The following is a 24540-nucleotide window of genomic DNA, read 5'->3' on the forward strand; positions in this document are numbered from 1 at the left end:
AATCCTTTGGTATTAGTATTTGGCTCTAGTGACTAACTTGTTCTTGCAATTTGCGATGCGTTTAAAAGCATTGAAGTAAAAAAATTAAATTCACTATACTATGAGAGGGGAAAATCTATTTGGTGTGAGAAAAGTTGTTTCAGAGAAGACGAGTACTTTTTAAAAAACAGATTTCAAGTATAAATTGAATGCGCTTACATACAAAGGTACGTTTCAGTAGTATTTATTGACTTCCACAAATTATTTTATGTGTTTACTGTATTGACGCAAAACTCTTCAAATTGTATCTTAAGAATAACGGTAGAATATGAAACTTTACAAAGTAGCTTAAAGGAATTGAAGTCAGACAGTCTCTAAGTCATAGAAAGCAGACGGTAAGAATGGCAGTGGAAATATCAAAGCGGGCAGCAGCGTTGTGGGCTAAAAAGCAATCAGAAGATGGTCAACAAGCGTGGCTACCACTCATCGTGCATCTATTAGACACACAAAATGTGATAAATTACCTGTTCAATCAGTGGTTGAGCCTAGGCCAGCGACAACTGCTACAGGGGACATTATCAGCTACAGAGGTACATAACCTAGTTAAATTTGTAGGATTTTCACATGACATTGGTAAGGCAACGGCGGCTTTTCAAGGAAAAAAATCTTATGACCGTGACAGCTCATTGGACGATTATTTAAAGTCAAAACTAGTCCGAGCTGGCTTTGCAGACTTTGATCATCTAGATTTGGCATCACCAAAAGAGTCCCCGCATGCTTTAGCGGGTGAGGCCATTCTGGAAGGCTTTGACGTTCCTAATTCAATCGGAGCCATCATCGGAGGTCACCATGGCAAGCCAGCCAGCTGTCCTCCAGATGAGCAAATCGACACTTACACGGCCAACTATTATCAGAGTGATAATAAACCGGAGATTCAAGCACCTTGGAAAGATGTCCAAAAAGAACTTTTTGAATATGGGTTGACCTCGTCTGGGTACCAAAAGGTCGAGGAGATTCCTGACATAACGCAGCCACAAGCTGTCATCTTAGAAGGCTTACTCATTATGGCGGATTGGCTGGCCTCCAGTGAGTACTTAAATAATGATAAGCAAACGCCGCTTTTTCCTTTGATTCCATTGGATCACTCTTGGCCAGAAGATAGCATTAAAAAGCGTTATCAGAAAGCGATGATAGCCTGGGATGTCGGTGGCGAATGGAATCCCCAACACGTGGATTTGACGGACCCTAAGCAGAACCCATATCAGGTTCGCTGGGGATTCGAGCCGCGTCCCGTTCAAAGAGTGATGACACAAGCAATTGGTGAAGCACTAGATCCGGGAGTGGTTATCATTGAGGCGCCCATGGGAATTGGGAAGACTGAGATTGCCTTGCTGGCAGCAGAACAATTAGCACATATCACCGGTCGCGATGGCCTCTTTATGGGGCTGCCAACACAGGCAACGACCAATGCCATGTTTGATCGGGTAGACGACTGGTTAGGCTTTCTAGCTAAACAACAGACCGAGAACTTACAGATTAGATTGATGCATGGAAAATCGCAATTTAACCATAAGTATCAGGCGCTACCTAACGCGACGAATATTTACGACACTGATGATGGGTTAGGTAAGGTCGTCGTCAATAGCTGGTTCTCCGGAAAAAAGTCGATTTTGACGAAATTTACGGTAGGAACAATCGATAATCTCTTGTTGCTGGGGTTGAAGCAAAAGCACCTTTTCCTCCGCCATTTAGGCTTTAGTGGCAAAGTAGTTGTGATCGATGAAGTTCATGCCTATGACGCTTATATGAATCAGTACTTGTACAAGGCATTGCGCTGGCTAGGCGCTTATCACGTCCCAATTATAATTTTGTCCGCGACCCTCCCCAAGAATAAACGAAACCTTTTATTAGAGGCTTATTTAAAGGGAAAATATGGCTTGAAGTATGAACTCGAAGCGCCTAAGGATTGGGAGGATACGCAAGCTTATCCATTACTGAGCTTGTTAGATGGTCACCAACTTAAGCAGGTGACATCCTTCCCAGGTCAGAGTGATCAGCAACCAACTAAGTTACAGGTTCAACGTTTAAATGTGTCTGATGAAGACCTGGTTGCCCATGTCACTGATCAAATCAGTGGTGGTGGGGTTGCTGGAATTATCGTCAATACGGTTAGGCGCGCACAGGCATTGGCGGAGAAAATGCCGGCTGATATTAAATTAATGGTCTTGCATTCAGCTTTTCTAGCAACTGATCGAGTCGCACAGGAAGATAAGCTCCAAGCCGCAATTGGTAAGCATGGCCAGCGACCGGATAAACTGATTGTCATTGGGACCCAGGTTTTGGAGCAGTCTTTGGATATTGATTTTGATGTCATGTACACGGATATCGCGCCAATGGATTTGATTCTGCAGCGAGCGGGGCGGTTGCATCGCCATCAGATTGACCGACCTGAAGCCTTAAAGACGCCAAAAGTCTTTGTCATGGGGATTGAAGGCCCTAACACTTATGAATCCGGTAGCGCAAACGTTTACAATCAATACTTGCTGATGAAGACGGATCACTTTTTAAAGGACACAATTAACTTGCCTGATGATATCTCACCACTGGTGCAGCGGGTTTATGATCCTTCAACGGATTGCGAAGTGCCTGGTATTGATGCTGCTAGAGTTGAATTTGATAATGTCTTAAAAGCCGAAAAAAGAAAGGCCCACGTCTTTCAGGTCGCCAATCCCAAAACAAAGCTTGGAGCCACAATTCACGATTGGCTTGGTCGCAATTTAGGCAACGTTGATCAGGATGAGCAGAAGGCCAGTGCAGCGGTTCGGGATATTAGAGAGTCGCTAGAAGTTATCCTAGTTCAGCATACAAACGAAGGGAACTTCTTACTAGACGGTCGACGCTTAAGTGACGTTTCTTCACAGGATATCGCTCAGCAAGTCATCCGGCTTCCGGTTGCGGTAACGCCGCGAATCGACCAGGCAATTGACGCGCTCGAAAAGTTGACCAGTCGCTATTTCTTAGGGTGGCAAAGCGACGTCTGGCTCAAAGGGGCACTGGCCTTACCGTTGGATGAAAATCTGGCGGTGACGTTTGCTGGTTGGCGGCTGACGTATTCTTCAAAGTTCGGCTTAAAATATGTAAAGGAAGGTGATACTGGTGGACAGCAAAAAGTTTAATTTAACAACTGATCCTTGGATTAAAGTAGTGACAGCCGAAAATAATCAAGAAAAGACAGTTTCTTTGATTGATTTATTTGAAAACGCTTCAAGCTACCGACAACTAGCTGGCGATATGCATAGCCAAGATTTAGCCTTGTTGCGGCTGCTCTTAGCCATCTTAACGACGGTTTATTCGCGAGTCGACGCCGATGGTGAACAGTACTCGTGGTTGGAAGGAGATATTAAGTCGCCGGAGAACTTAGAGATTGACTTAGACACGTTCGAGGATGACGAGGGTGAAGAGATATTATTTACGACTTGGGACCAGCTCTACCAAGCGGGTCATTTCTCAGCAGCAGTTACTGATTACCTAAAGGGACATACGGCAGATTTTGAATTCTTTGGGGACCGGCCTTTCTATCAGGCATCGACTGAAGACTACGACGCGCTGGTTCCGGAGAACAGAAAGGTTGCTGCGGGAAAAGGCCAGGTTCTGGTGAAGCAGATGAACCGCCGTATTTCGGAAAGTGCTCATACGCCGGATATTTTTACACCTAAATCGGGTGAGGCCAAGAATGAGGTGTCACTGGATGAATTAGTGCGGTGGGTAATTGCCTACCAAAACTTTACGGGTGTTACGGATAAGACCAAGGTTGTGACCGAAGAAAAGTTCTCCAACTCTGGGGGCTGGATCTACCGGCTCAATCCGGTGTTTGCCAAGGGAAAGACACTGTTTGACACGTTAATGCTGAATTTAGTATTAGTTGATACGCGGCAAAACGGCACGGAATATGCGCTACAAAAACCAGTTTGGGAAGCTAAGTCGGTTCGTGACTACGTTGCCCAACGCAAGGCCCTGATACTTCCGGACAATCTCGCGGAATTGTATACGACTTGGTCCCGGCTTTTACATATCGAGTGGCAGGACGGTCAGCCAATGATTCTTAGTGCCGGAATTCCGACGTTTGCGTATGAGGATGCACTAATTGAGCCAATGACGACTTGGAAACTCGATAAGAAGACCAATGCCTATCGACCGGCGGGAAAAAGTCTCCGTTCTCTAGGAATTGCGATGTGGCGGAACTTCGGTCAATACGTGAAAGTGAGACGGCAGGATGATATGCACGAACCAGGAATTGTCATCTGGCTAAGAGCACTCAAACAAAAGCAGTTGATTGCTCACGATGCACCGCTGTTCTTGAATTCAGTAACCCTGATTAGCGATGGTAATGCGACCTCACAGTCACCAGCGGCCGAAGTGGTTGATGATATGGAATTACAAGCGGACGTTTTGTTTGATGATGAGTTAACTGAGCGATGGCCGATACGAATTGAAGGGGTTATTGAAACAACGCAGACAATTGGCAATGATTATTATCATTTTGCCACGGACATTGGCAAGATTCGCAATTTGGATACACGAACCTTTGCTAGTGGGATGAGTGCGAAGTTTTATGAGCAATTGAATGGTCCCTTCAAGGAATGGTTGAGTAGTCTCAGGGGTCAAGATGACCGGGATGCCAAGATTAACCTGTGGAAGGCCGAGCTAGAAAAGATTGTGATAAAGGCCGTCGACGATGAGATGCAAGCTAGCTCACCGCGAGATGTCAGAGGCATTAGTGATGATCATGGACGACCGCTTAATATCTTTACCGCGAAGAACCACCTGATGTATAACGTTCGCCGTGACCTTGACCTAGAAAAGGAGTGATGAGGAATTATGGCAAGTGAAGTTAAAAAAGCCGCCGGTCAGATTATTCGTACTCTCTATCGTAACGGTAATCCGGATAAGGCAGTCCTAGCAAGTCTCAGAAACGCACCGACAATTACCAGCCACCGTGCTGAGACGGTTTGGCCAGTCATTATGACTAACTTAGATGAAAGCCAGTTGAGTCATGCACCGAATGGGGAACCAACGCCTGAAGAAGTGGCCGTCTATACAGCTATCCGTTTTTATGCGATTCACCAACAGGGGAATAATGACTCGTTTGTCTATGCGTCAGCTTATAGTGAAGATCCGCAAGGTGAAACTTTCTTTGGGGCTTTAGGCAGACTACGGGGAAACGATGATCTGCGAGTTGCTATGGATCGTAGAGTACAACCCTTGTTAGCGACAACGAATGTCTCAGGTGTGATTAATAGCCTGTCACATTTGGTAAGCATCTTAAAATCCCATAGTCCTGCACAAAAGATTGATTATGCTCTGTTAGCACAGGATCTGTATGGCCTACAAAAGAGCTATGAGCAAGCTAGTCGAGTGCGGCTACGTTGGGGACAACAATACTATTCAGTGAAGCAAGCTAAATCAGAAGGAGAGAACACTAATGACTAAAAATCTATATGTTGACTTAAGCGTCTTACAAACCGTTCCATCATCAAACATTAACCGTGACGATACGGGTGCGCCTAAGACCGCTCTTTATGGCGGTGTTACGCGGGCGCGGGTCTCTTCACAAAGCTGGAAAAAGGCTGTCCGCGACGAATTTAAGCTGGATAATGTTTCCGCAGGAACGCGTACTAAGCAAGCCGCTAATCTGCTGGTGGCTGAACTGAAGAAATTAGATACCTCCCTAGATGATGAGGCTGCGCTGGCCAAAGCGGTTGAAATCTTTAAGCTGGCTGGCATCAAAATAGATACCAAAAAGGATAATATAACTGGGGCATTACTCTTGGTCAGTCGTGGTCAAATCGCTAAATTAGCGCAATATGCGATTGATAATGAGGAGCTAGATAAGAAAGAAGTTAAAAAGGTGTTGAAGGGCGATCAGTCCCTAGATCTCGCCCTATTTGGTCGGATGGTAGCGGACAATCCTGAATTAAATGTGGATGCATCGGCCCAAGTGGCCCATGCAATTTCAACGCATGAAGTGGTTCCTGAGTACGATTACTTTACGGCACTGGATGATGAACAGCCAGATGACACCACTGGGGCAGCGATGTTAGGAACTATCGACTTTAACTCGGCGACACTTTATCGCTATGCTAATGTGAACATGAATGAATTGGTCCACAACCTAAATGCGACGGATGCCATTAAGGGAACAGCCGATTTCATTAAAGATTTCTTGCTCTCAATGCCAACGGGGAAGCAGAATACCTTTGCCAATAAAACACTGCCAAGCTATGTGATGGTGACGATTCGTCGGGACACGCCAGTCAACTTGGTCTCGGCATTTGAAAATCCAGTGACCTCTAATAGTGGTTACGTTGCCCCCTCAATTACCAAACTTGAAGCGGAATACCAACGGACCCAAGCCTTTGTGGACGAACCAGTCGCTAACTTTGTGTTAGGCAAGTCAGATTCCAAGATTGGGACTAATGTGGCGAAGTTATCAGATCTTCTGGAACAGGTCACAGCACAGCTATCAGAGGTGGTTCAGGATGAAAACGCTAACGATTAAGTTAACCGCACCGTTGCAGTCGTATGGTAACGAAGCGAGTTTTGCTCGACGGACGACCAACGACTATCCAACTAAAAGTGCGGTGATTGGGATGGTAGCGGCGGCATTGGGTTACCGCCGCAACGACAAGCGAATTGCAAAGCTCAATACGTTAAGCTTTGCGGTCCGGATTGACCAGGTTGGCCGCCATTTGACAGACTTTCAGACGGTAGAATGGAAAGCTGGCACCCGTAAAATTACTTATCGCGACTATATTCAAGATGCCGTCTTTGTCGTGGCAATAGGTAGTGACGATGTCGATTTAATTGATGACATAAAATTTGCGCTTAAGCACCCACGGTTCCAGTTATTTCTGGGTCGTCGGGCAAATGTTCCCGCCGGTGTGCTGGAGATTCAAGAGTTTACTGACCAGACGCCGGTTGCGGAGCTAAAAGAATTAAAATGGCAGGCCGCAACTTGGTATCAAAGACGACAGCCCACAAAAACGCTCGAAATTGTCGCTGATGCTAATTTATTGGCTGACAAGTCGAGCGCATTAGTCAAAGACCGCGTCGTTTCCTTCGACCAGCGAAATCGGCAACACGGTTTTCGTGCCGTCGCCAGAGACACGGTCTCATTGAGTCAACTAAAAACGCAGAGCAGTGACCTAGATACCCAGCACGACCCATTTAGCGCTCTCGGAGAGGAGTAAATATGTACTTATCAAGAGTAGAAATTGACAGTAATAATCGCGCCAAGACTAGAGATTTGACGCATCTTGGCGCCTACCATAACTGGGTCGAGCAGAGTTTTCCGGCAGAAGTTGCAGCGGGAGAACGACCGCGGCATCTGTGGCGAATCGATCAGTTGAACGGTAGACGTTACTTGCTCGTCTTGAGTGAGGAAAAACCGGATGCCGAAAAGCTAGTAACGTACGGGGTTCGGGGAACAGTAATGACCAAATCGTATGACCACCTGCTAGCCACACTTCATGATGGTCAGCTACTCCAATTTCGGTTAACGGCTAATCCGACGCACACGATTACGAAGCCTGGTGAACGACAGGGACGAGTGGTGCCACACATCACAATTGAGCGGCAGCGGCAATGGTTGATTGCTCGAGCTGAAAAGTCAGGTTTCGAGCTGGTTCAGAATGTGTCAGCTGAAGATCCGGATGGGCAGCCAACGTGGTCTTTTGATATTGTGGGGCGTGAGTGGCCAGAGCTCCATCGGCGAGTTGGTCAAGGGGTTCGCTTGAGTCGGGTGACCTTTGAGGGGCTACTGCGAATCAGTGATGTCGCGACCTTTAAGGAAACCCTGATCAAAGGGATTGGCCGTGAGAAGGCGTTTGGTATGGGCTTAATGACGGTGATCCCGGAGGCGTAGTCATGGCGAAAAAACAAGTTGGGGCTAAGAAACCGGAACGCTATGAGCTCGGTCGGGTTCATGACCGGATTACCTTTCTGTACTTGGAACATGCTAAACTCAATCGACGGGACAGTGCCATTCAAGTCCTAGATGACCGGGGAATTGTGTATGTTCCGGCGGCGATGCTGAGCGTGCTCATGTTAGGCCCCGGTGTGGATGTGACTCATCGAGCCATGGAACTGATTGGCGAGGCGGGCCTGGGAGTGGTTTGGGTCGGTGAGCAAGGGGTGCGACAGTATGCCTATGGTCGGCCGCTCAACCATTCCTCGACATTGCTCGTCGCCCAGGCGAAACTAGTGTCTAATCAACGTTCACGGGTAAAGGTTGCCCGGGAGATGTATCAGATGCGTTTTCCAGACGATGACGTCTCTCAGCTGACGATGCAACAGTTGCGTGGAAAAGAAGGCGCCCGGGTGCGGCAGGTATATCTGGATCAGTCCTTAAAGACCGGTGTTGCCTGGTCACGGCGCGACTATAATCCAGATAATTTCGAGTCTGGAACACCGATCAATAAGGCCTTGACCGCGGCCCATCAGGCACTTTACGGACTGAGTTATAGTGTCATTTCGGCTTTAGGAGCTTCACCAGGTCTGGGCTTTGTTCACACGGGTCATGATCTATCGTTCGTTTATGATTTTGCGGACCTATATAAGGCGGAATTCTCCATTCCGGTGGCCTTTAGCGTGACCGAAAAGTATGGGGATGACTCAGATATTGGGTCAAAGGTGCGCTTAGCGATGCGCGATGTCTTCGTTGAAAGTAAGTTGCTGGTGCGGATGGTAAAGGATTTAAAAGCACTTCTGGGAATCTCTGAAGACGATAGTGAAGTTGACATGGTTAGCCTCTGGGACGACCGACTGGGACTGCAAAAATTTGGCGTACAGTATCATGAGCTGCAGAAAGAAGACAGCCGATGATCGTGATTACGCTAACAAAAGTTCCCAAGTCGCTGAAGGGTGACCTGACTAAGTGGTATCAAGAAATCCAGACGGGCGTTTACGTGGGCAACGTGAGCGCACGAGTACGAGATGCTTTATGGGACCGAATCATGGAAAACATCGGTCGGGGTGAAGCGACCATGGTCTATAATGCGCAAAACGAGTTGGGCTATCAATTTAGAACAACGCGTAAGGACCGGCAAGTTGTGGATTTCGATGGGATCCCGTTGATGATGAGCTTGAAAGAGGCAACCGGTGGGGTAAAACACGGATTCAGTAATGCTGCTAAATTTCATCGGGCGAAAATGATGACTCGTCAATCTATCAAAAATTCCTCACCGGCGACCAAGAAATTCAAGGTGGTTAGTCTTGATTTAGAGACTACTGGGTTAGATCCAGCCAAGGATGTGATCCTCTCGATTGGTGCGGTCAAGTGGGACCAAGATGGCAAGATTGTACAGTTTGATCAACTGATTCAAGGCGCACAGAAGATTCCGGAAAAAATAACGGAGCTTACTGATATCACCGTTGAAATGTTGGATAAGCAAGGTGTCAGTCTAGCCGTTGGGTTACAGGCCTTGCAAGAATTTATCGCGGATGCCCCCGTGGTTGGCTACAATTTGCACTTCGACGAAAGCTTTTTACTGGCTGCCTTTAGAAAAATTGGGCAATCCAGCTTGACGAATCGGTTAATTGATTTGATGCCTTTGGTAAAGAAGGCGAATAAGTTTCTGGACAACTACAGGCTGGAAACAGTTTTGGCAGATTATGAGATTGAAAACTTGCATCCGCATAACGCATTATCTGATGCGCAGGCAACGTTCGAGTTGGCGAGCAAGTTAAAGGAAAAAGGGCTTTTTTGAAAAATAGAATCCCGGTGTGACGGCGTTTGTTTAGTGTATTCCCCGTGTATACGGGGGTGATCCTAGTGGTTTTAAAATCATGTTCATTCTGCGCAAGTATTCCCCGTGTATACGGGGGTGATCCTTAGAGAGTTGCAAAAGAACGGATGGGTGAAGAGTATTCCCCGTGTATACGGGGGTGATCCTCAGATAGCCATGGTTAACGATGCTACTAGTGGGTATTCCCCGTGTATACGGGGGTGATCCCAAGATAGGCGGGATCGTCCCAGTTGAACCACAGTATTCCCCGTGTATACGGGGGTGATCCCTGATTAGTCGAACGGCAATGGAATGTCTTCAGGTATTCCCCGTGTATACGGGGGTGATCCCGAGAACGACTGCCATGAGTGTCAGCTGTCCTAGTATTCCCCGTGTATACGGGGGTGATCCTGACGATGGATACAGGGCTCTACTCGGTCGGTGGTATTCCCCGTGTATACGGGGGTGATCCCGAGGCATTCTTCTTGTTGAGCCGTTTCAGCGAGTATTCCCCGTGTATACGGGGGTGATCCCGTCGGTAGGGTACCCATGAAAGACGGACGGTTGTATTCCCCGTGTATACGGGGGTGATCCTCATGTGGCGCCTCCTTGTGTTCATAGCTCTTTGTATTCCCCGTGTATACGGGGGTGATCCCACGGATATCATGGCAAAGGCTGGGTACGCCGGGTATTCCCCGTGTATACGGGGGTGATCCTACTACTCAGACGATCCGCGGATAGAGGTCACGGTATTCCCCGTGTATACGGGGGTGATCCCAGATGGTCTTGCAGATACTTATCGTCAATGCCGTATTCCCCGTGTATACGGGGGTGATCCTCTTTAGCTATTATTCCATCGTAAACGGCGTCACTATTCCCCGTGTATACGGGGGTGATCCCTTGCCTGACATGTTTTCCAGAAAAGTTTGACGGTATTCCCCGTGTATACGGGGGTGATCCCAGATTCTGGAACAATAACTTCGGTGAGTGTAGGTATTCCCCGTGTATACGGGGGTGATCCTTCCCGTCTGCTTAACTGGCTGTAAGTCGGTCAGTATTCCCCGTGTATACGGGGGTGATCCTCTCTATCCGTCTTGTGGTCGATAGCAGACCCGGTATTCCCCGTGTATACGGGGGTGATCCTCCTCCTTTTCAGTAGTGAAATCAATCCAGAACGTATTCCCCGTGTATACGGGGGTGATCCTTAACTGACTAGGAGGCTACATCATGACAAACTGTATTCCCCGTGTATACGGGGGTGATCCTTTCTTGGCTTCGCATACCGGTCAGCAATGCAGGTATTCCCCGTGTATACGGGGGTGATCCTTACTGCGAGCTCTGGAACCACGGTATCAGCGAGTATTCCCCGTGTATACGGGGGTGATCCTCAAAATCGCATTAGAACTCTTCAGGTGAGAGAGTATTCCCCGTGTATACGGGGGTGATCCTTTGGAACCTCAAGCGGCACATATGGAACGCGAGTATTCCCCGTGTATACGGGGGTGATCCCAAGCACTGCGTTACTGATGGTGTCAAACTGCAGTATTCCCCGTGTATACGGGGGTGATCCTTGGCGTTCTTACTCCACCGTTCACCTTGAAGTATTCCCCGTGTATACGGGGGTGATCCCCCTTGTGTCGTACCATCTAGTCCATTGGATACGTATTCCCCGTGTATACGGGGGTGATCCCGACCGAGATTTTAAAGTTGGTGATCGCTTATGGTATTCCCCGTGTATACGGGGGTGATCCTTATGAAGTTTGAAAAAGCACTGGGATTACTCAGTATTCCCCGTGTATACGGGGGTGATCCTCAAATTCGGGTGATTGACCAAGTGGCACTTACGTATTCCCCGTGTATACGGGGGTGATCCCATGGGTCGTGTCGTTTGTGTTCTGCTTAACATGTATTCCCCGTGTATACGGGGGTGATCCCTGTCGGGTCAATGTCGAATCCCTTAGCAGCCAGTATTCCCCGTGTATACGGGGGTGATCCCATTGTGAGGTGATGCGTATGCGTCTCATGGAAAAGGATTGGATTACTTGACTGCATTTATAGGTGTGTGGAATTAGTGTCAGCAGTGTTAGAGTTGGCGAGTCGCTTAGAGTTGAGGTATAGTAAAGCAATGCTCAATAAGAGTGAGGTCGCTGTACACTACGTTAAGGTGATTGCGATACTAAAAAAAGCCACCTCATCTAAGAAGTAGCTCCGACAATACCGCGCCAAACTCGCGAACTTGCGAGGGCCGTCACAACCGGCTCTCGCTTTTATGTATACATTATAGCATGGGGGTTGATAGCGTGCAACGAGTTGAGTTAGCCAGAGAGATACAGGAGTTATTAGGGCGTAAGGAACTTACAGATTATGCCATAGGTAAGGGCGCCGGCGTTGATATTGAGAGCGTTAGGAAGTTACGCAAGGGTAAGAGTTCGGTTGGACGCTTGCAGTTAGATACGGTGCAGAAGCTGCTAGACTATAAGGTGCGATTAGATGAGTGTACTAAGTGAGTTGACGGGGATTGATTTCGATAAGTGTTTCCCGTGTATACGAGGGAAGTTTCCCTTCGCTGACCTATTCAATCAGCTCTAAAAGTAAGTGTTCCCCACAGGTATGGGGTGATAAATTCATTTCAATTTTCTCAGTGTCCAAGTAGTGTACGCCAAAGCTCTGACAGACACTACTTTTTTCGTTTTACCCGCTAATTCGGTTAGTGACTTACTCAATCGCGGGTGGTTGGTTGGGGTTTTGGCGTGAAATGCCTATGATGGTCTCCAGTAGTATGAGATGGGAGGTCAGACTCATGAGAACCACGACGCGGGCATTGTCTGGTGTGGGGATGTTGATCACACTGGGAATCGTGTACGGGGACATTGGGACGTCACCACTGTATGTAATGAACGCCATTATTGATCAAACGGGGCGGCAAGCGGTCGCGGCAACACCGATTATGTTGGGCAGCATCTCACTGATTTTCTGGACGCTGATGCTGATTACGACGGTGAAATATATTCTGTTGGCGATGCGTGCCGACAACCGTAACGAGGGCGGAATCTTTGCCCTATATGCGTTGGTTCGGCCTCACGCCAACTGGCTGATTGTGCCCGCATTGATTGGTGGGGCGGCGTTACTTGCTGACGGGACGCTGACTCCGGCCGTGACGGTGACTTCGGCGATTGAGGGGTTAAAGGGCCAAACTTTAGGCTCCGTTCACTTTAGTAGCGCCCAGGGGTGGGTCCTACTGGTCGTCACTGGCATTCTCCTTGGTCTCTTCTTAATTCAACGGTTTGGCACGGAGCGCGTTGGTCGGTCGTTTGGGCCGCTAATGTTGCTATGGTTTGGCTTCATTGGACTCGTGGGCCTCATTAATTTAGTCCGGGTGCCCACCATGTTACGGGCATTATCGCCGGTCTACGCGGTACAGTTTCTCTTTAGTCCCGTCAATCATCAGGGCATCTTTATCTTAGGTAGCATCTTTTTGGCAACGACCGGGGCTGAGGCCTTGTACTCGGACATGGGGCAGGTCGGGCGGCCCAACATCTATGGCACGTGGCCGTTCGTTTACGCCATGCTGATGCTCAGCTATCTGGGCCAAGGTGCCTGGGTGGTCCGGCACAGCACGCAGCTGGCAGCCACGCATCCGGTGAATCCTTTCTACGCGATGGTCCCGGCGAGCTGGCAGTGGTTTGCCATCCTGATTGCCACGATTGCCGCCATCATTGCCTCGCAGGCCTTGATTACCGGGTCGTACACGCTGGTCCATGAAGCAATTGGTCTGAAATTGTTGCCGCGGCTACGTATCAAATTCCCCGGTAACGTCAAGAGTCAGCTCTACATCACGACCGTGAATTGGTTGTTGTGCGTGGTGACGCTGAGCATCGTCTGGTACTTTCGAACATCGAGCAACATGGAGGCGGCTTACGGCCTGGCAATTACCGTGACCATGCTGATGACGACGCTACTGTTACATGCCTTTCTGGTTCAGCGCCACCATCAACGTTTGGCCTGGCTCTACGTCATCAGTTTTGGCTTGTTGGAGAGTCTGTTCTTGCTGGCCAGTTTGGCAAAATTTGTTCATGGCGGGTACGTCACTCTGCTGATCACGCTGATTATTTTGACCATCATGGTCTTCTGGTACGCGGGCAACCGTCGGCGAGACGCGCATCTGGAGGCAACGGAGGATGTGTCACTGCTGGACTTTGTGCCGCAGTTGGAACAGTTAAGCGATGATGATCAGGTGCCGACGTTTGCGACGAATCTGGTCTACATCACGCCGGTCTCCAGCAGTTATCGCATCAAGCGGGCAGTCATCTATTCCATTTTGGACCAGCAGCCGAAACGCGCGCGGGTCTACTGGTTTGTCACGGTCAACGAGACGGATACGCCCAACGAGTGCGCCTACACGGTGAATTCGCTGGGGACTCGTAACGTGATGGACGTGCAGCTCTACCTGGGATTCAAGAAGCCACAGCGACTGAACGTTTACTTGCGACAGATCGTCAATGACCTGTTAAATGAAGGCGTACTGGGCGATCAGACACCGCGTTACTCCAGCATTCCCTTCCGGCGGGTCGGTAATTTTAAATTCGTCATGCTCAATCAACAGTTCCAAGACCTCGGTGTGCAGGGCGACTTGCCGCCGTTGGACCGTCTGTTGATTGGCGGACGCCTCTTGCTACAACGAATCACGTTGTCACCGCAACGCTGGTATGGCCTGGAATTCAGCGACGTGGTCGAGGAAAAGGTGCCGCTGTTCATCGGGCAACAACCGGACCGAACGTTGCGCCGGCAGCGATGAAAAGTTTAGTGATTTAAAAATAGCCCAGCTCCACCACAATCATTTAAAGCGATTGTGGTGGAGCTGGGCTTGTATTGTGTTGTATTTGTTGCTAACTGCTTCTGCCAACAGGTCGGAAGAAAAGCAAAATTTCAAGGCTAAACGAGATTAAAATGATTAGCAATAGGCGGCCCATAACAAACCCAACTAGAAAGTGTAATTCGGCTTGACTCAAGTAGTTCAAAAAGCTTGAATCTATCACATTGAGGGCGATATGTCCTATCAAAATAAGCATAAAAGCAATGACAGCTTTGATGGTATATGGCATTTTTCGGAATCGTTTCCAGTCTGAAAAATGAGTTAAATAAACGATGGTGTTGTTAACAACAAGAATGGAATAAGGGGCGAATGGAGGCCGGCTGGTCGAAAAAATTTGATGTAACTGAGCAACCATAGCATCAGATTTAGATAGTAACTTCCAATCAGAATTTTATGATTAGCGGTCTGAGCATGATCCTGTTCACGGTAGTATGCCAGCAATCTATCGTTTCGTAAGAGGTCATCGAGTGAGATGTCGTAAATGTCACTAAGCTTAACGATACTGGCGGTATCCGGGTAACTGTGCCCGTTTTCCCAACCAGATACCGTCTTGCGCGACACATTCAGTTGGTCGGCCACTTGTTTTTGAGTGAGTTTGGCAGTGGCCCGACAAAATTTTAGCTTTTCAGATAAATCCATGTCGTTAACTCACCCCCCGTTTCTTTTCTTAGTGTACCCTACAAATCGGTATTTTACAGTAGTGGTATCGGTAATTTTACCCGTAATCAATAAAAAAAGTCGGGATACTCTCACGAAGGCAATGAGGGTACGCCAACCGATATAGAATCATACTCAATTCTTACTTGTCAGAGGCTTTTTTCGCTAGCTTCAGATTATAAATGAACACGCCTGTGAGTAGAATCACACCAATGACGCCCATCACTTGATTAACGCTAAAAAGTGGTGAGTCAAATATAGCAAAAATCCCCATAGTAATTAAGAATCCTAGAATAACAAGCCTCGGTACTGACCCTTCATCCATGATAAATCTCCTCCTAAAAAGCTTCAAAATCTACGGCACTAAGTTCTAAGTGTTATCTGAACGGTCTATGGAAAAATTGTTAAGCATTTCTCCCGCAACAAATGACCGTCAAGCAGCTCTAAGCCGCTGCGTAAATGCCTCCTTCTTTAATTATACAATGGTTAGGTAAAATCTTAAATCTTCACTTTGAAGACATGAAGAATTCGTTGATATGTCAGCCTTTTGGCGGCCTGATTTTTAGGCAGCTGGGAGGGAAATTAATCGGTTTTCAAACGGAACTAGAATACCTCCTATTGGAAGATACCTTGTAATAAAGTAAAAGTAGATGTCTAGTACTAAAGATTGAAGGTTTCAAAGTACCAACCATGCCTATTCTGGCAACAACAGTGGGACTAAAATTAGGCAACCTAGTGGATCCTTCGCCTTATCGGCTTACATAGTGTTTTTAGACAACGAGGTTACTGACTGTAGCAATCGTTATAGATTGGAACGAAAGCGCTAAGTCTCCAGATTTTCCGACTGTTGTCGTGATAAAGCACCGTCAGAGCCGGAGGAGGACAGGGATGCAGCCAGCTGTGGTAATATTGTGAGCTGGCCAGAGGCTAGCTCACAATATGGGCGACTTTGAAGACACGCGTTCTTCGTGGCTTCAAATCGAGTCGGAGGACCGTTTCCCAGTCCGGAGCGTCCCCACAGCAGGCGGAATCCCTGGCAGCCGGAGTGCGGCCAATTTATATTAATCATGACGGTATGAACTCTTACCAATACTGGAACGAGACAGGTGCGCCATCTTTCAACCTTTTAGTATGGAAAACCATTAAGACAGCAAAAGAGGAAACCCAAAACTTCAGGTTTCCTCTTAATCTTTAAACGGCTAATCCAATCACCAAATTAATCTTCGTTAGAAGCGGCTTCTTCATCCGAACGCTTTTGCGCGTTGTGGTAGAAGATCCAAGCAACGGCACCGAAGAAGATTGGCCCGATGATCGTCCAGAAGGCGGTCATGTAGTCGTGATCCATGATTGGTTGGAGGCAGGTGAAGCCGATCCCACCGACCAAGATGACCAAGACCACCGTCACAACAGTGTTAGTGAAGGCCCGGTTCTTGTAAACGACAAATGGCCGTTCCAGGTCTTGCCGACGCTTGAAGAATGGGAAAGCCCCAATCAAGAACAGGTAAGGGAATGACGTTGACACGTTCCCCATGTCGGTCAAAATCAGGTAGAATTCGTTGGCTGCGGAGCCCCCGAAGGCGACCAAGAAGATGAAGACAGCGACCACGATGGCCTGAAGCCACATGGAGTACGCTGGCATGCCGACCTTGTTTAACTTGGTCATCTTCTTGGGCCACAATTTTGGTGAAGATCCTATGATGAAGGACTTCAGGGGTGAGTAGACCAAGACGAAGAAGGAGCCCAGGTAAGCCATGAACATGCTCAACCCAGTCAGCCGCGCCAACCAGTGACCAATCGTGGCGGAGGTGACGGCACTTAAGCCCATGGCCTTCCCCAAGACGAGTCCCAAGTTGTTCATCAGAACGTAGGTAATGTTCCCCAAGTTAACTTGGCTCTTACCTAAGACACTGCTCCAGTTGGTGCTGATCCCCCAGAGGAAGATCGACAGGGAGTACATGATGGTGATGGCAATCGTTGAAATGATCAGGCCCTTAGGGAAAGTCTTTTCGGGTTTGTCCATACTATCCGTGATTCCACCCATGGATTCCATGCCGGCGTAAGCGAAGACCGCGTACGTCACGAAGGACATAAGGGCCATTGGCGAGGAGAATTGCGGGTTCGGTGAGGAGATGAAGCTGTGAATCCCGTTGATGGGTTCTGCCAATTGGCCGTGATTTAAAATGACGATGACGATGCTGGCCACGAAGAAGAGGGCGGTCAGGAACATCACGAAGATCCCACCCAATGAGGAGATCTTAGCGATGGAGTTCACCCCACGCGTTGCGAAGAACGTCACGGTCAAGATCCAAACGATCCCGAGGAGGCCGACCGTTTGCGTTGAGCTCAGACCGAGGATCGACCAGGTTTGCGTTTGGTCACTCCCGGAGATTAACGTGGAAAGTGGGATCCAAACCTTCGTCGAGGTCGATAGCATCCAAATGATCCAGGATGACAGCCAGATGAAGGTCCCAATGAAGGCCCATTTTTCACCGATCGAACCGGCTAACCAGGAGTAAATACCCCCCTTAGCCTCTTTGAATGCCGACCCATATTCCGCTAGCATCATGGCGCTAGGTAAGAAGAACAGTAAGGCGGCGAGAACGTACCAAATGATACTTGCGTAACCCATTTGGTCATAAGCGACTGTCGTGTTAGCGAAGCCGTAAATGGCCGTAAAGATCATCAAGATTAAATTGGATAATTTAATCTTTTTCTGGTTTTCCATTGTTTTATCTCCCATTTATTGGTGAAGCAAGTTCACCGTTGATTATAAATTGAGGTCTTGTTGATAGTTCAAAGGCCCTAGATCGGTGGCCTGAGTAATCAAGGTCGCCGCTAACTCCCGGTAGCGCCGAATTCCCAATGCGGCGTTCGCGGTTGCTTGTTGCGTTAAATAATGGCTAAGTTCTGGACCGGTCAGTTGTGAGGCGACCGCATCCGTGTGCTGGACGGCCTGTTTAAAGGCAATCCGCAAGTCCTTTTGTACGGCACTGACGGTTGGCCAAGCCTCGTGGTAGTGGGCGTCTAACAGCACACTGATGAGCTTGTAGACCCAGTAGGCCGATTCGGCATCGTAAGTCGCTGCGCCCAGGTGATAGGCGGCAGGTGTCTCGTCGATGCCGGCGTAGAAGGGCACGTAGACGCTTTGCGCGGCCACGCCCATCGCCAGCCACTGAATGCCAGCTAAAGCGGGTTCCATGTTCGGTCGTAGCTGTAAGACGTGTGATTCCTGCGTCTTGGCCAGACTGATTGGCCGGAAGCGGTGCTTTTGTTCAGCCGTTCCCGCACCCACGGGATCATAGGGCGTTTCCTCGTAGTGACTGCTCAAGAAGGCTTGCGCGTCATCCACGGCCAATAAATGATCGGCGTATTGGATGAAGGGCAGCGTGAAGGATTGCGGTTCCTGGTGGACAGCCGGGGTCAAAACGTGTTGCCCGTACCAGACCCGGGGGGTGTTGTAGTACAGATCGGATTGATCCTGTGTCCCGAAGATCTCACGCCAAATGAAGCGGTCACTGTGTGGATTCAAGTGATTTTTGGTCACGAAATCTTGCAGGTGGCGGGCAAACATGAAGTTGGTCGGATCGTTGAAGTCGATGGCTTGAATGGCCATTTGATTGGCGATCACGGCATACCCGTTGTCCGGAATCCGTTGGGCGACCCAGTAGTGACCCGCACCCGTTTCCAGGTACCAGGCTTCCTGTTGATCGGCAAAAAGAATTCCGTTAGACTCGCTGGTCCCGTACAGCTCGACAAGTTGGCCGAGCCGGGCGACCCCTTCACGTGCGGTCTTGACGTAGGGTAAAACGACGGTGACCATTGCTTCTTCACCGATACCGTCCTTGACTAAGGGATCGGCACCCAAAACCCGTTCATTAGAATAGGTACTTTCAGTCGCGCTCATGGCCACGCCATATTCGTTGATACCGTCTTCCTCAAAGAGACCATATTTATCGGTCCATTCGGGGGTTGCCGTGTATTTCGCAGCGTGGGTGGGCAAGGGCATGGTGAAGCCATTGTCCGTGCTGACAAATTGTTGGGGGGTGGTAGCCGTTTTGGCGGGGTGAACGACGAAATGCTTAGGCCAAGCGGCTTTGGCGTCCTCGTTACGGCCAATGATGACCGACCCATCCATGGTAGCCTTGGCCCCAATTAAAATGCTAGTACAAGCGGAATAGTTCATGGGAGCACTCCTTTCTCATTTTTTGAATAAAATTACAACCTCCATTCTAGCATGTTTGCTGGAACGCCGAGGTGATTTCAGGGCAACTTTAATTATTTTGTTTATTATTCTCATAAAAGTAAATATTTATACATCATTATGCGAAAAATAGTGTATCCTTAGCTAACAAGGTCAAAGATAAAATGAACGCCAAGCGCGTGCTTCCGCTAGTCATCGGCCGGCTGATGTGGTTAAATGATGAAAGCGGATTATTCGAGAAAGAGGCGAAAAATGAGAATTATGTTAGAAAATAAACGTGAGGTGGGCAAACACCTCCTAATTATGCTGGGATCGGCGGCCATTACGGCGCTCGCCCTGAACGAATTCTTGGTCCCAGGCAAGATTTTCAGTGCTGGGATTAACGGAATCTCACAGATTATTGCGACGCTCCTGCAGATGGGCGGGATCCACCTGAGCACCGGGTGGTTCATCCTACTGTTCAACGTGCCCATTGGAATCTTAGGGTGGTTTAAGGTGGGCCGCGGGTTCACAATCTACTCAATCTTTGTGGCGGTCCTGACGTCTGTTCTGGCCATCGTGATCCCGGTGAATAACATCTCGGATAACCCGTTGCTGGCAGCCCTGTTTGGGGGAATCCTGACGGGGGTCGGTGTGGCCTACCCGTTGAAAAATGGTTTCTCGACCGGGGGGATGGATATCATCGCCGTGGTCCTTGAGCAAACGACGGGGAGAACGATTGGGACGCTCATGATGATGATCAACTTTAGCATCGTCATCTTAGCTGGCTTCCTGTTTGGCTGGCCGAGTGCTTTATACACGATCATCTCAATTTATGCAATGTCGCGGGTGGTCGATAGCATTCATACCGGCCATCAGAAATTGACAGCCTTTATCGTCACCACGCAACAGGATGCCGTCATTAGTGAGTTAAACAAGACGTTGATTCGGGGGATTACGGTCATGCCCTCGTTTGGCGCGTACACCCGCAAGGACAGCGTGGTCCTGATGACCGTTATTTCGCGGTATGAACTTTATGCATTGGAGCACGCGGTCAAGAGTATCGACCCCCACGCCTTCGTCAACCTGGTCAGCACCGTCGACATTGAGGGAAACTTCTATAATGAACGGGAACAGTTGAAGTTGAGACAGACCACCGAACAAAAATAGGCGAGAGAATTGCCCCAACTGGTCCGAACCGGTATAATGATACTATTCACATAGAGAAGGGATCGAATTTAAATGCCAATTGTCAACATTGATTTAATCGCTGGCCGCTCACAAGACCAACTCAAAGCCTTAGTCCAAGACGTCACCGCTGCTGTGACCAAGAATACGGGTGCTCCAGCCGAACACGTCCACGTCATTTTACGCGAAATGCAACCTAACCGTTACGGTGTGGCCGGCGTTTTGAAGAGCGACGAAAAGTAAATTTTACAGAAAAACTTATAAACCGCCACCAACCCGACTATTTAGCCATTGGTGGCGGTTTCATTTATAAAAAGAATTGGCGTAGCCGTCACTTTTAGGTATACTAGTAACAAGTGCGACATCACGGCAGAAAGTGGCCGTTGCTAACGAACGAATGAATGGAGAGTCGAACGATGAATGATCAACAATACATGATGGCAATTGACGAAGGGACGACGAGTACCCGGGCTATTTTATTCGACCGGCACGGCCAAATTGCGGGACAGGCACAACGGGAGTTTCACCAGTATTTCCCGCAACCGGGTTGGGTCGAACATGACGCCAACGAAATTTGGAACGCGGTGCAATCCGTCATTTCCGATGCCCTGATTGATTCGGACATTCAACCGTACAAGGTTCGGGGAATCGGGATCACCAATCAACGGGAAACCACGATCATCTGGGACAAGAAGACCGGCGAACCCATTTATCACGCGGTGGTTTGGCAATCCAAACAGACCAGTGAAATCGCCGATCAATTAAAGGCCGATGGCTACGCTGACGCCATCCACGAGAAGACCGGGTTGGTCATTGATTCCTACTTCTCCGCGACCAAGATTCGTTGGATCTTAGACCACGTCCCCGGTGCTCAGGAACGCGCGGAACAGGGAGAGCTACTCTTTGGGACCATTGACACCTGGATCCTCTGGAAGCTGACTGGCGGTCGGGTCCACGCGACCGATTACACCAACGCCAGCCGGACCATGCTGTACAACATTCACGATTTGAAATGGGACCACGAAATCTTGGACTGGTTGAACATTCCGGCTGCCTTGTTGCCAGAAGTCCACTCCTCATCCGAAATTTACGGTTACACCGCGGGGTACACGTTCTCCGGGGTTCAAGTGCCGATTGCCGGGATCGCCGGTGACCAGCAGGCCGCTTTGTTTGGGCAGACCGCCTTTGACAAAGGGATGATCAAGAACACCTATGGAACCGGGGCCTTCATCGTGATGAACACCGGTGAGGAGCCTACGCTATCCCACAATGGCCTGCTGACCACGATTGCGTATGGCCTCAACAATAAAGTGACCTATGCGCTGGAAGGCTCGATCTTCGTGGCTGGTTCTGCCGTGCAATGGTTACGTGATGGAATGCGGTTCTTCGAGCACGCCGGTGAATCCGAAAAGATGGCCGTCGATGCGCAAACGACTGGTGACGTCTACGTTGTCCCTGCCTTTACTGGGCTGGGGGCGCCGTACTGGAACCAAGAGACGCGGGGCGCTGTCTTCGGGCTGACCCGGGGCACCACGCGCGAACAGTTCGTCAGAGCGACGGTCGAAGCCATCGCTTATCAGACGCGGGATGTGGTCGATACCATGACCAAGGAAACCGGACTGGACCTACAGTCACTGAGCGTTGACGGGGGAGCTGCCAACAACAACTTCTTAATGCAGTTCCAAGCCGACATCTTAAACACGCCGATCAAACGGGCAGCTATCAACGAAACGACGGCCTTGGGTGCCGCTTACCTGGCCGGCCTTGCCGTTGGCTTCTGGCCCGATATGGCGACGATTCGCCGGATGCACGAATCGGGTGACGAGTTCATTCCCCAGATGGATGAAACGAAGCGCCAACACTGCTACGCCGGCTGGCAAGCAGCCATCAATGCCACGCAGGCATTCCATCAAGAATAATTAGTTGTAAACGACAAAATCCCTTAGCACGTAAGTGTGCTGAGGGATTTTTAATTGGCGTGAATTGGCCGCGCTCCGGCTGTGTTCTATCACAGCGATTGCTGAAAGTCTTGCGAACTTAATTATTTCTAGCTAATGATTTACTCTTTGGGCAATAGCAAAGGCATAGAACTTAATGGTTAGGGGAGCATTATCTTTAACCTTGTTGCCCGTCGTGTTTTCGGCAATATATAACCCAATTTGATAGTTCTTTAGATGGTTTAGTTTTGCAGTTGTTAATCCGTAGTCTTTTGCTAGAATACGCTTAACTTTCTTGACTCGGGTAGCAGTTGCGACATTATTACTCTTCTTTAAGTAGGCAGTCACCTTAGGGAAATACGTAATATGTGTGTAGTTTTTGGTCTTTAGGGAGCTGGATTTAACATCGGGAAGAGACGGATCTTCATCGGACATGGTTTCCGCGAATTTATAAGCAGCAATATTAGTTAAATCTAAGTTTAACTTCATATTTGGTAATGCTTTGACTAAAGCCTTAGTAATTTTTTGTGATTTAGAGTATTTAATGTAATTGGCATAGTCTGCGTTATTGGAAAACTCTGCTAATCGAACATAACGGCTCTTGAGCTGATCCATTGCTAATCCTTTGGTCAAATATCCACGCCAAACATAGCCAAGCGTTCCTTTAGGATGCTTTTTGGTGCCACCAGCATCGACATAATAATAGACGGCTTTTGTGTTTCCATGTTTAAGAACCGCAATTGAATTAAGTGTGAACGTCGTGTTGGGACGATCGGTCAAATATCCGTATCGTTTAGTGTGCTTCTTGTTCCAAAGAGCAACTTTTTTATTGGGGCACTTTGCCCGATAAGAAGTTGCTGGCACGTTGTACCACTTCTCTGAAACTACTGTGTACTTTGTTGCAGCTTGAACTGATGGGGAAAATATGATACATAATGCAATGCCAAGTGTTACACCAAAAACAATACCTAGTCTACTTCTTAATTTCATAACCCTCACTCCTCTTGCCTAAGTCTACCACAAATTGGAGAGGGTTTAGCATCATGCTCGATGGTTAAGATAAGCTAAATCATGGAATTAGGCGATGAAATTTTACAATTCCTATTCCTACCCACAGCTTGGCGTAAACAGACCCGGACGCCGGCCTTATTTGAGCGTGGTTATAACCCGAGTTGAGGTTCAGCTTTACCTGGTGTTTTTACTGGCTGGATGATAGCGGTAAATAGTTCCTTACAGAAATTCCTGAATTGCCGCGTACTTGGGTTCCCAGTCAATCTCGTGGTAACTAAGGCAGGGCTGTTGAAGCAGATTGGTCAGTAAGGCGTACTTGTTGGGCTTATCAAGGAAGAAGTAGGCGCGGGGAGCTACGAAGCCTGGATCGACTTGCTGAAGTTGTTCACGAGATAGTTGAGGCAAGGTCGCCACAGATTTGACAGGGAGCGCCACACCTTGGTCTGCCAGATAGGTCGTCAGATCGGCGGGAGAATCCGCTTGAAGTCGCGTGCCAATCTGAATTAGGTCAGAGGTCGGACGGATGATTGGTTGGTCGAAGGTGAGAAAAAGGTGTAAGCCACCAGCGGGACCGGTTGTGTAGATGAAGGCTTGAAACGGGTGTTGGAAGAACCGCCGGCGGTATTCGATGATTTTACGACCGGACAGGATATCCGCTGTCGGTTGTGGGTGGAGCGACATGAGTAGAGTAGGCAGTTGCGGATTGTAGTGTGCTTGAATTAGGGGCATGGGGGAATCTCCTTTCAGGTGATCATGAGTTTAAAATTTATTAGTTGAGAAAAATCTGAGTTCAAGATAAATCATACCCTAAATATTGACTGACGATGGTTGAATTAAATTGTAGTCCGTAAAATGACAGTTTAAAAGATTTCTCAACTTAAGCGTATAATTAAGCCTTCTGTAAGAAAATACGGCTGATTTTACAGCGAC

18 protein-coding genes and 1 CRISPR repeat array are annotated in these 24540 nt (G+C 48.5%); of the genes, 12 read left to right on the plus strand and 6 right to left on the minus strand.

Translation table 11 applies throughout. From position 1 onward, the window contains the following. The first annotated feature begins 380 nt into the window (after positions 1 to 380). The 9 genes from FC99_RS07935 (at position 381) to FC99_RS07980 (ending at position 14559) form a co-directional block, all read left to right on the plus strand. Positions 381 to 3155 carry a CRISPR-associated helicase/endonuclease Cas3 gene (locus FC99_RS07935; RefSeq protein ID WP_048736144.1) on the plus strand — a complete coding sequence of 925 codons (2775 nt, stop codon included), beginning with the start codon at positions 381 to 383 and terminating at the stop codon, positions 3153 to 3155. After that, positions 3136 to 4848 (plus strand): type I-E CRISPR-associated protein Cse1/CasA, encoded by a 1713-nt coding sequence (locus FC99_RS07940; RefSeq protein WP_048736143.1) that lies wholly within the window; start codon positions 3136 to 3138, stop codon positions 4846 to 4848. Before FC99_RS07935 ends, FC99_RS07940 begins: the two co-directional genes overlap by 20 nt. A 9-nt stretch (positions 4849 to 4857) precedes the next feature. Continuing rightward, on the plus strand, positions 4858 to 5469 hold the full coding sequence (gene casB, locus FC99_RS07945) for a type I-E CRISPR-associated protein Cse2/CasB (RefSeq protein ID WP_048736142.1): 612 nt from the start codon (positions 4858 to 4860) through the stop codon (positions 5467 to 5469). Next, complete coding sequence (gene cas7e / locus FC99_RS07950) at positions 5462 to 6538, plus strand: type I-E CRISPR-associated protein Cas7/Cse4/CasC (protein ID WP_048736141.1); 1077 nt, start codon at positions 5462 to 5464, stop codon at positions 6536 to 6538. The genes casB and cas7e overlap by 8 nt, the downstream gene beginning before the upstream one ends. Continuing rightward, the gene (gene cas5e / locus FC99_RS07955) at positions 6519 to 7229 is read left to right on the plus strand and encodes a type I-E CRISPR-associated protein Cas5/CasD (RefSeq protein WP_048736140.1); all 711 of its coding nucleotides are present in this window, start codon (positions 6519 to 6521) and stop codon (positions 7227 to 7229) included. The genes cas7e and cas5e overlap by 20 nt, the downstream gene beginning before the upstream one ends. A gap of 2 nt (positions 7230 to 7231) precedes the next feature. Continuing rightward, entirely contained in the window at positions 7232 to 7903 is a 672-nt protein-coding gene (gene cas6e / locus FC99_RS07960; RefSeq protein ID WP_048736139.1) for a type I-E CRISPR-associated protein Cas6/Cse3/CasE, read from the plus strand. 2 nt (positions 7904 to 7905) lie between these two features. After that, a complete protein-coding gene (cas1e, locus tag FC99_RS07965; RefSeq protein ID WP_048736138.1) occupies positions 7906 to 8862 on the plus strand; it encodes a type I-E CRISPR-associated endonuclease Cas1e in 957 nt (318 codons plus the stop codon). Further along, positions 8859 to 9746, plus strand: a complete 888-nt coding sequence (gene cas2e / locus FC99_RS07970; RefSeq protein ID WP_048736137.1) for a type I-E CRISPR-associated endoribonuclease Cas2e — start codon at positions 8859 to 8861, stop codon at positions 9744 to 9746. The genes cas1e and cas2e overlap by 4 nt, the downstream gene beginning before the upstream one ends. Before the next feature lie 35 nt (positions 9747 to 9781). Continuing rightward, positions 9782 to 11759: a CRISPR direct-repeat array (repeat unit 28 nt; unit sequence GTATTCCCCGTGTATACGGGGGTGATCC). 805 nt (positions 11760 to 12564) lie between these two features. Continuing rightward, positions 12565 to 14559, plus strand: coding sequence for a KUP/HAK/KT family potassium transporter (locus FC99_RS07980; protein ID WP_048736135.1), 1995 nt, complete (start codon positions 12565 to 12567; stop codon positions 14557 to 14559). A 339-nt stretch (positions 14560 to 14898) separates the two neighbouring features. On the opposite strand, the gene FC99_RS07990 is transcribed toward FC99_RS07980, so the two are convergent. From FC99_RS07990 to FC99_RS08005, 4 genes are all read right to left on the minus strand, one after another. Continuing rightward, positions 14899 to 15276: a helix-turn-helix domain-containing protein gene (locus FC99_RS07990; protein ID WP_048736134.1), complete on the minus strand. Its 378-nt coding sequence runs from the start codon at positions 15274 to 15276 to the stop codon at positions 14899 to 14901. 160 nt (positions 15277 to 15436) lie between these two features. Then, positions 15437 to 15619 (minus strand): hypothetical protein, encoded by a 183-nt coding sequence (locus FC99_RS07995; protein WP_048736133.1) that lies wholly within the window; start codon positions 15617 to 15619, stop codon positions 15437 to 15439. Positions 15620 to 16510: 891 nt separating this feature from the next. Continuing rightward, positions 16511 to 18019 (minus strand): glutamate/gamma-aminobutyrate family transporter YjeM, encoded by a 1509-nt coding sequence (gene yjeM, locus FC99_RS08000; protein ID WP_048736132.1) that lies wholly within the window; start codon positions 18017 to 18019, stop codon positions 16511 to 16513. A gap of 42 nt (positions 18020 to 18061) precedes the next feature. Then, entirely contained in the window at positions 18062 to 19477 is a 1416-nt protein-coding gene (locus FC99_RS08005) for a C69 family dipeptidase (RefSeq protein WP_048736131.1), read from the minus strand. A 279-nt stretch (positions 19478 to 19756) separates the two neighbouring features. Between FC99_RS08005 and FC99_RS08010 the strand changes: the two genes are divergently transcribed. From FC99_RS08010 to glpK, 3 genes are all read left to right on the plus strand, one after another. Beyond that, complete coding sequence (locus tag FC99_RS08010) at positions 19757 to 20644, plus strand: YitT family protein (RefSeq protein WP_048736444.1); 888 nt, start codon at positions 19757 to 19759, stop codon at positions 20642 to 20644. A 72-nt stretch (positions 20645 to 20716) separates the two neighbouring features. Continuing rightward, a complete protein-coding gene (locus FC99_RS08015; RefSeq protein WP_048736130.1) occupies positions 20717 to 20905 on the plus strand; it encodes a 2-hydroxymuconate tautomerase in 189 nt (62 codons plus the stop codon). 173 nt (positions 20906 to 21078) lie between these two features. Then, entirely contained in the window at positions 21079 to 22581 is a 1503-nt protein-coding gene (gene glpK, locus FC99_RS08020) for a glycerol kinase GlpK (RefSeq protein ID WP_048736129.1), read from the plus strand. Between the two features lie 132 nt (positions 22582 to 22713). Here the strand turns inward: glpK and FC99_RS08025 are convergent, their stop codons facing one another. Beyond that, entirely contained in the window at positions 22714 to 23589 is an 876-nt protein-coding gene (locus FC99_RS08025) for a hypothetical protein (RefSeq protein WP_048736128.1), read from the minus strand. Between the two features lie 240 nt (positions 23590 to 23829). After that, positions 23830 to 24339 (minus strand): hypothetical protein, encoded by a 510-nt coding sequence (locus FC99_RS08030; protein ID WP_048736127.1) that lies wholly within the window; start codon positions 24337 to 24339, stop codon positions 23830 to 23832. Positions 24340 to 24540: the final 201 nt, after the last annotated feature.

Source organism: Levilactobacillus koreensis JCM 16448 (assembly GCF_001435525.1).
GTDB classification, from domain to species: Bacteria; Bacillota; Bacilli; order Lactobacillales; family Lactobacillaceae; genus Levilactobacillus; species Levilactobacillus koreensis.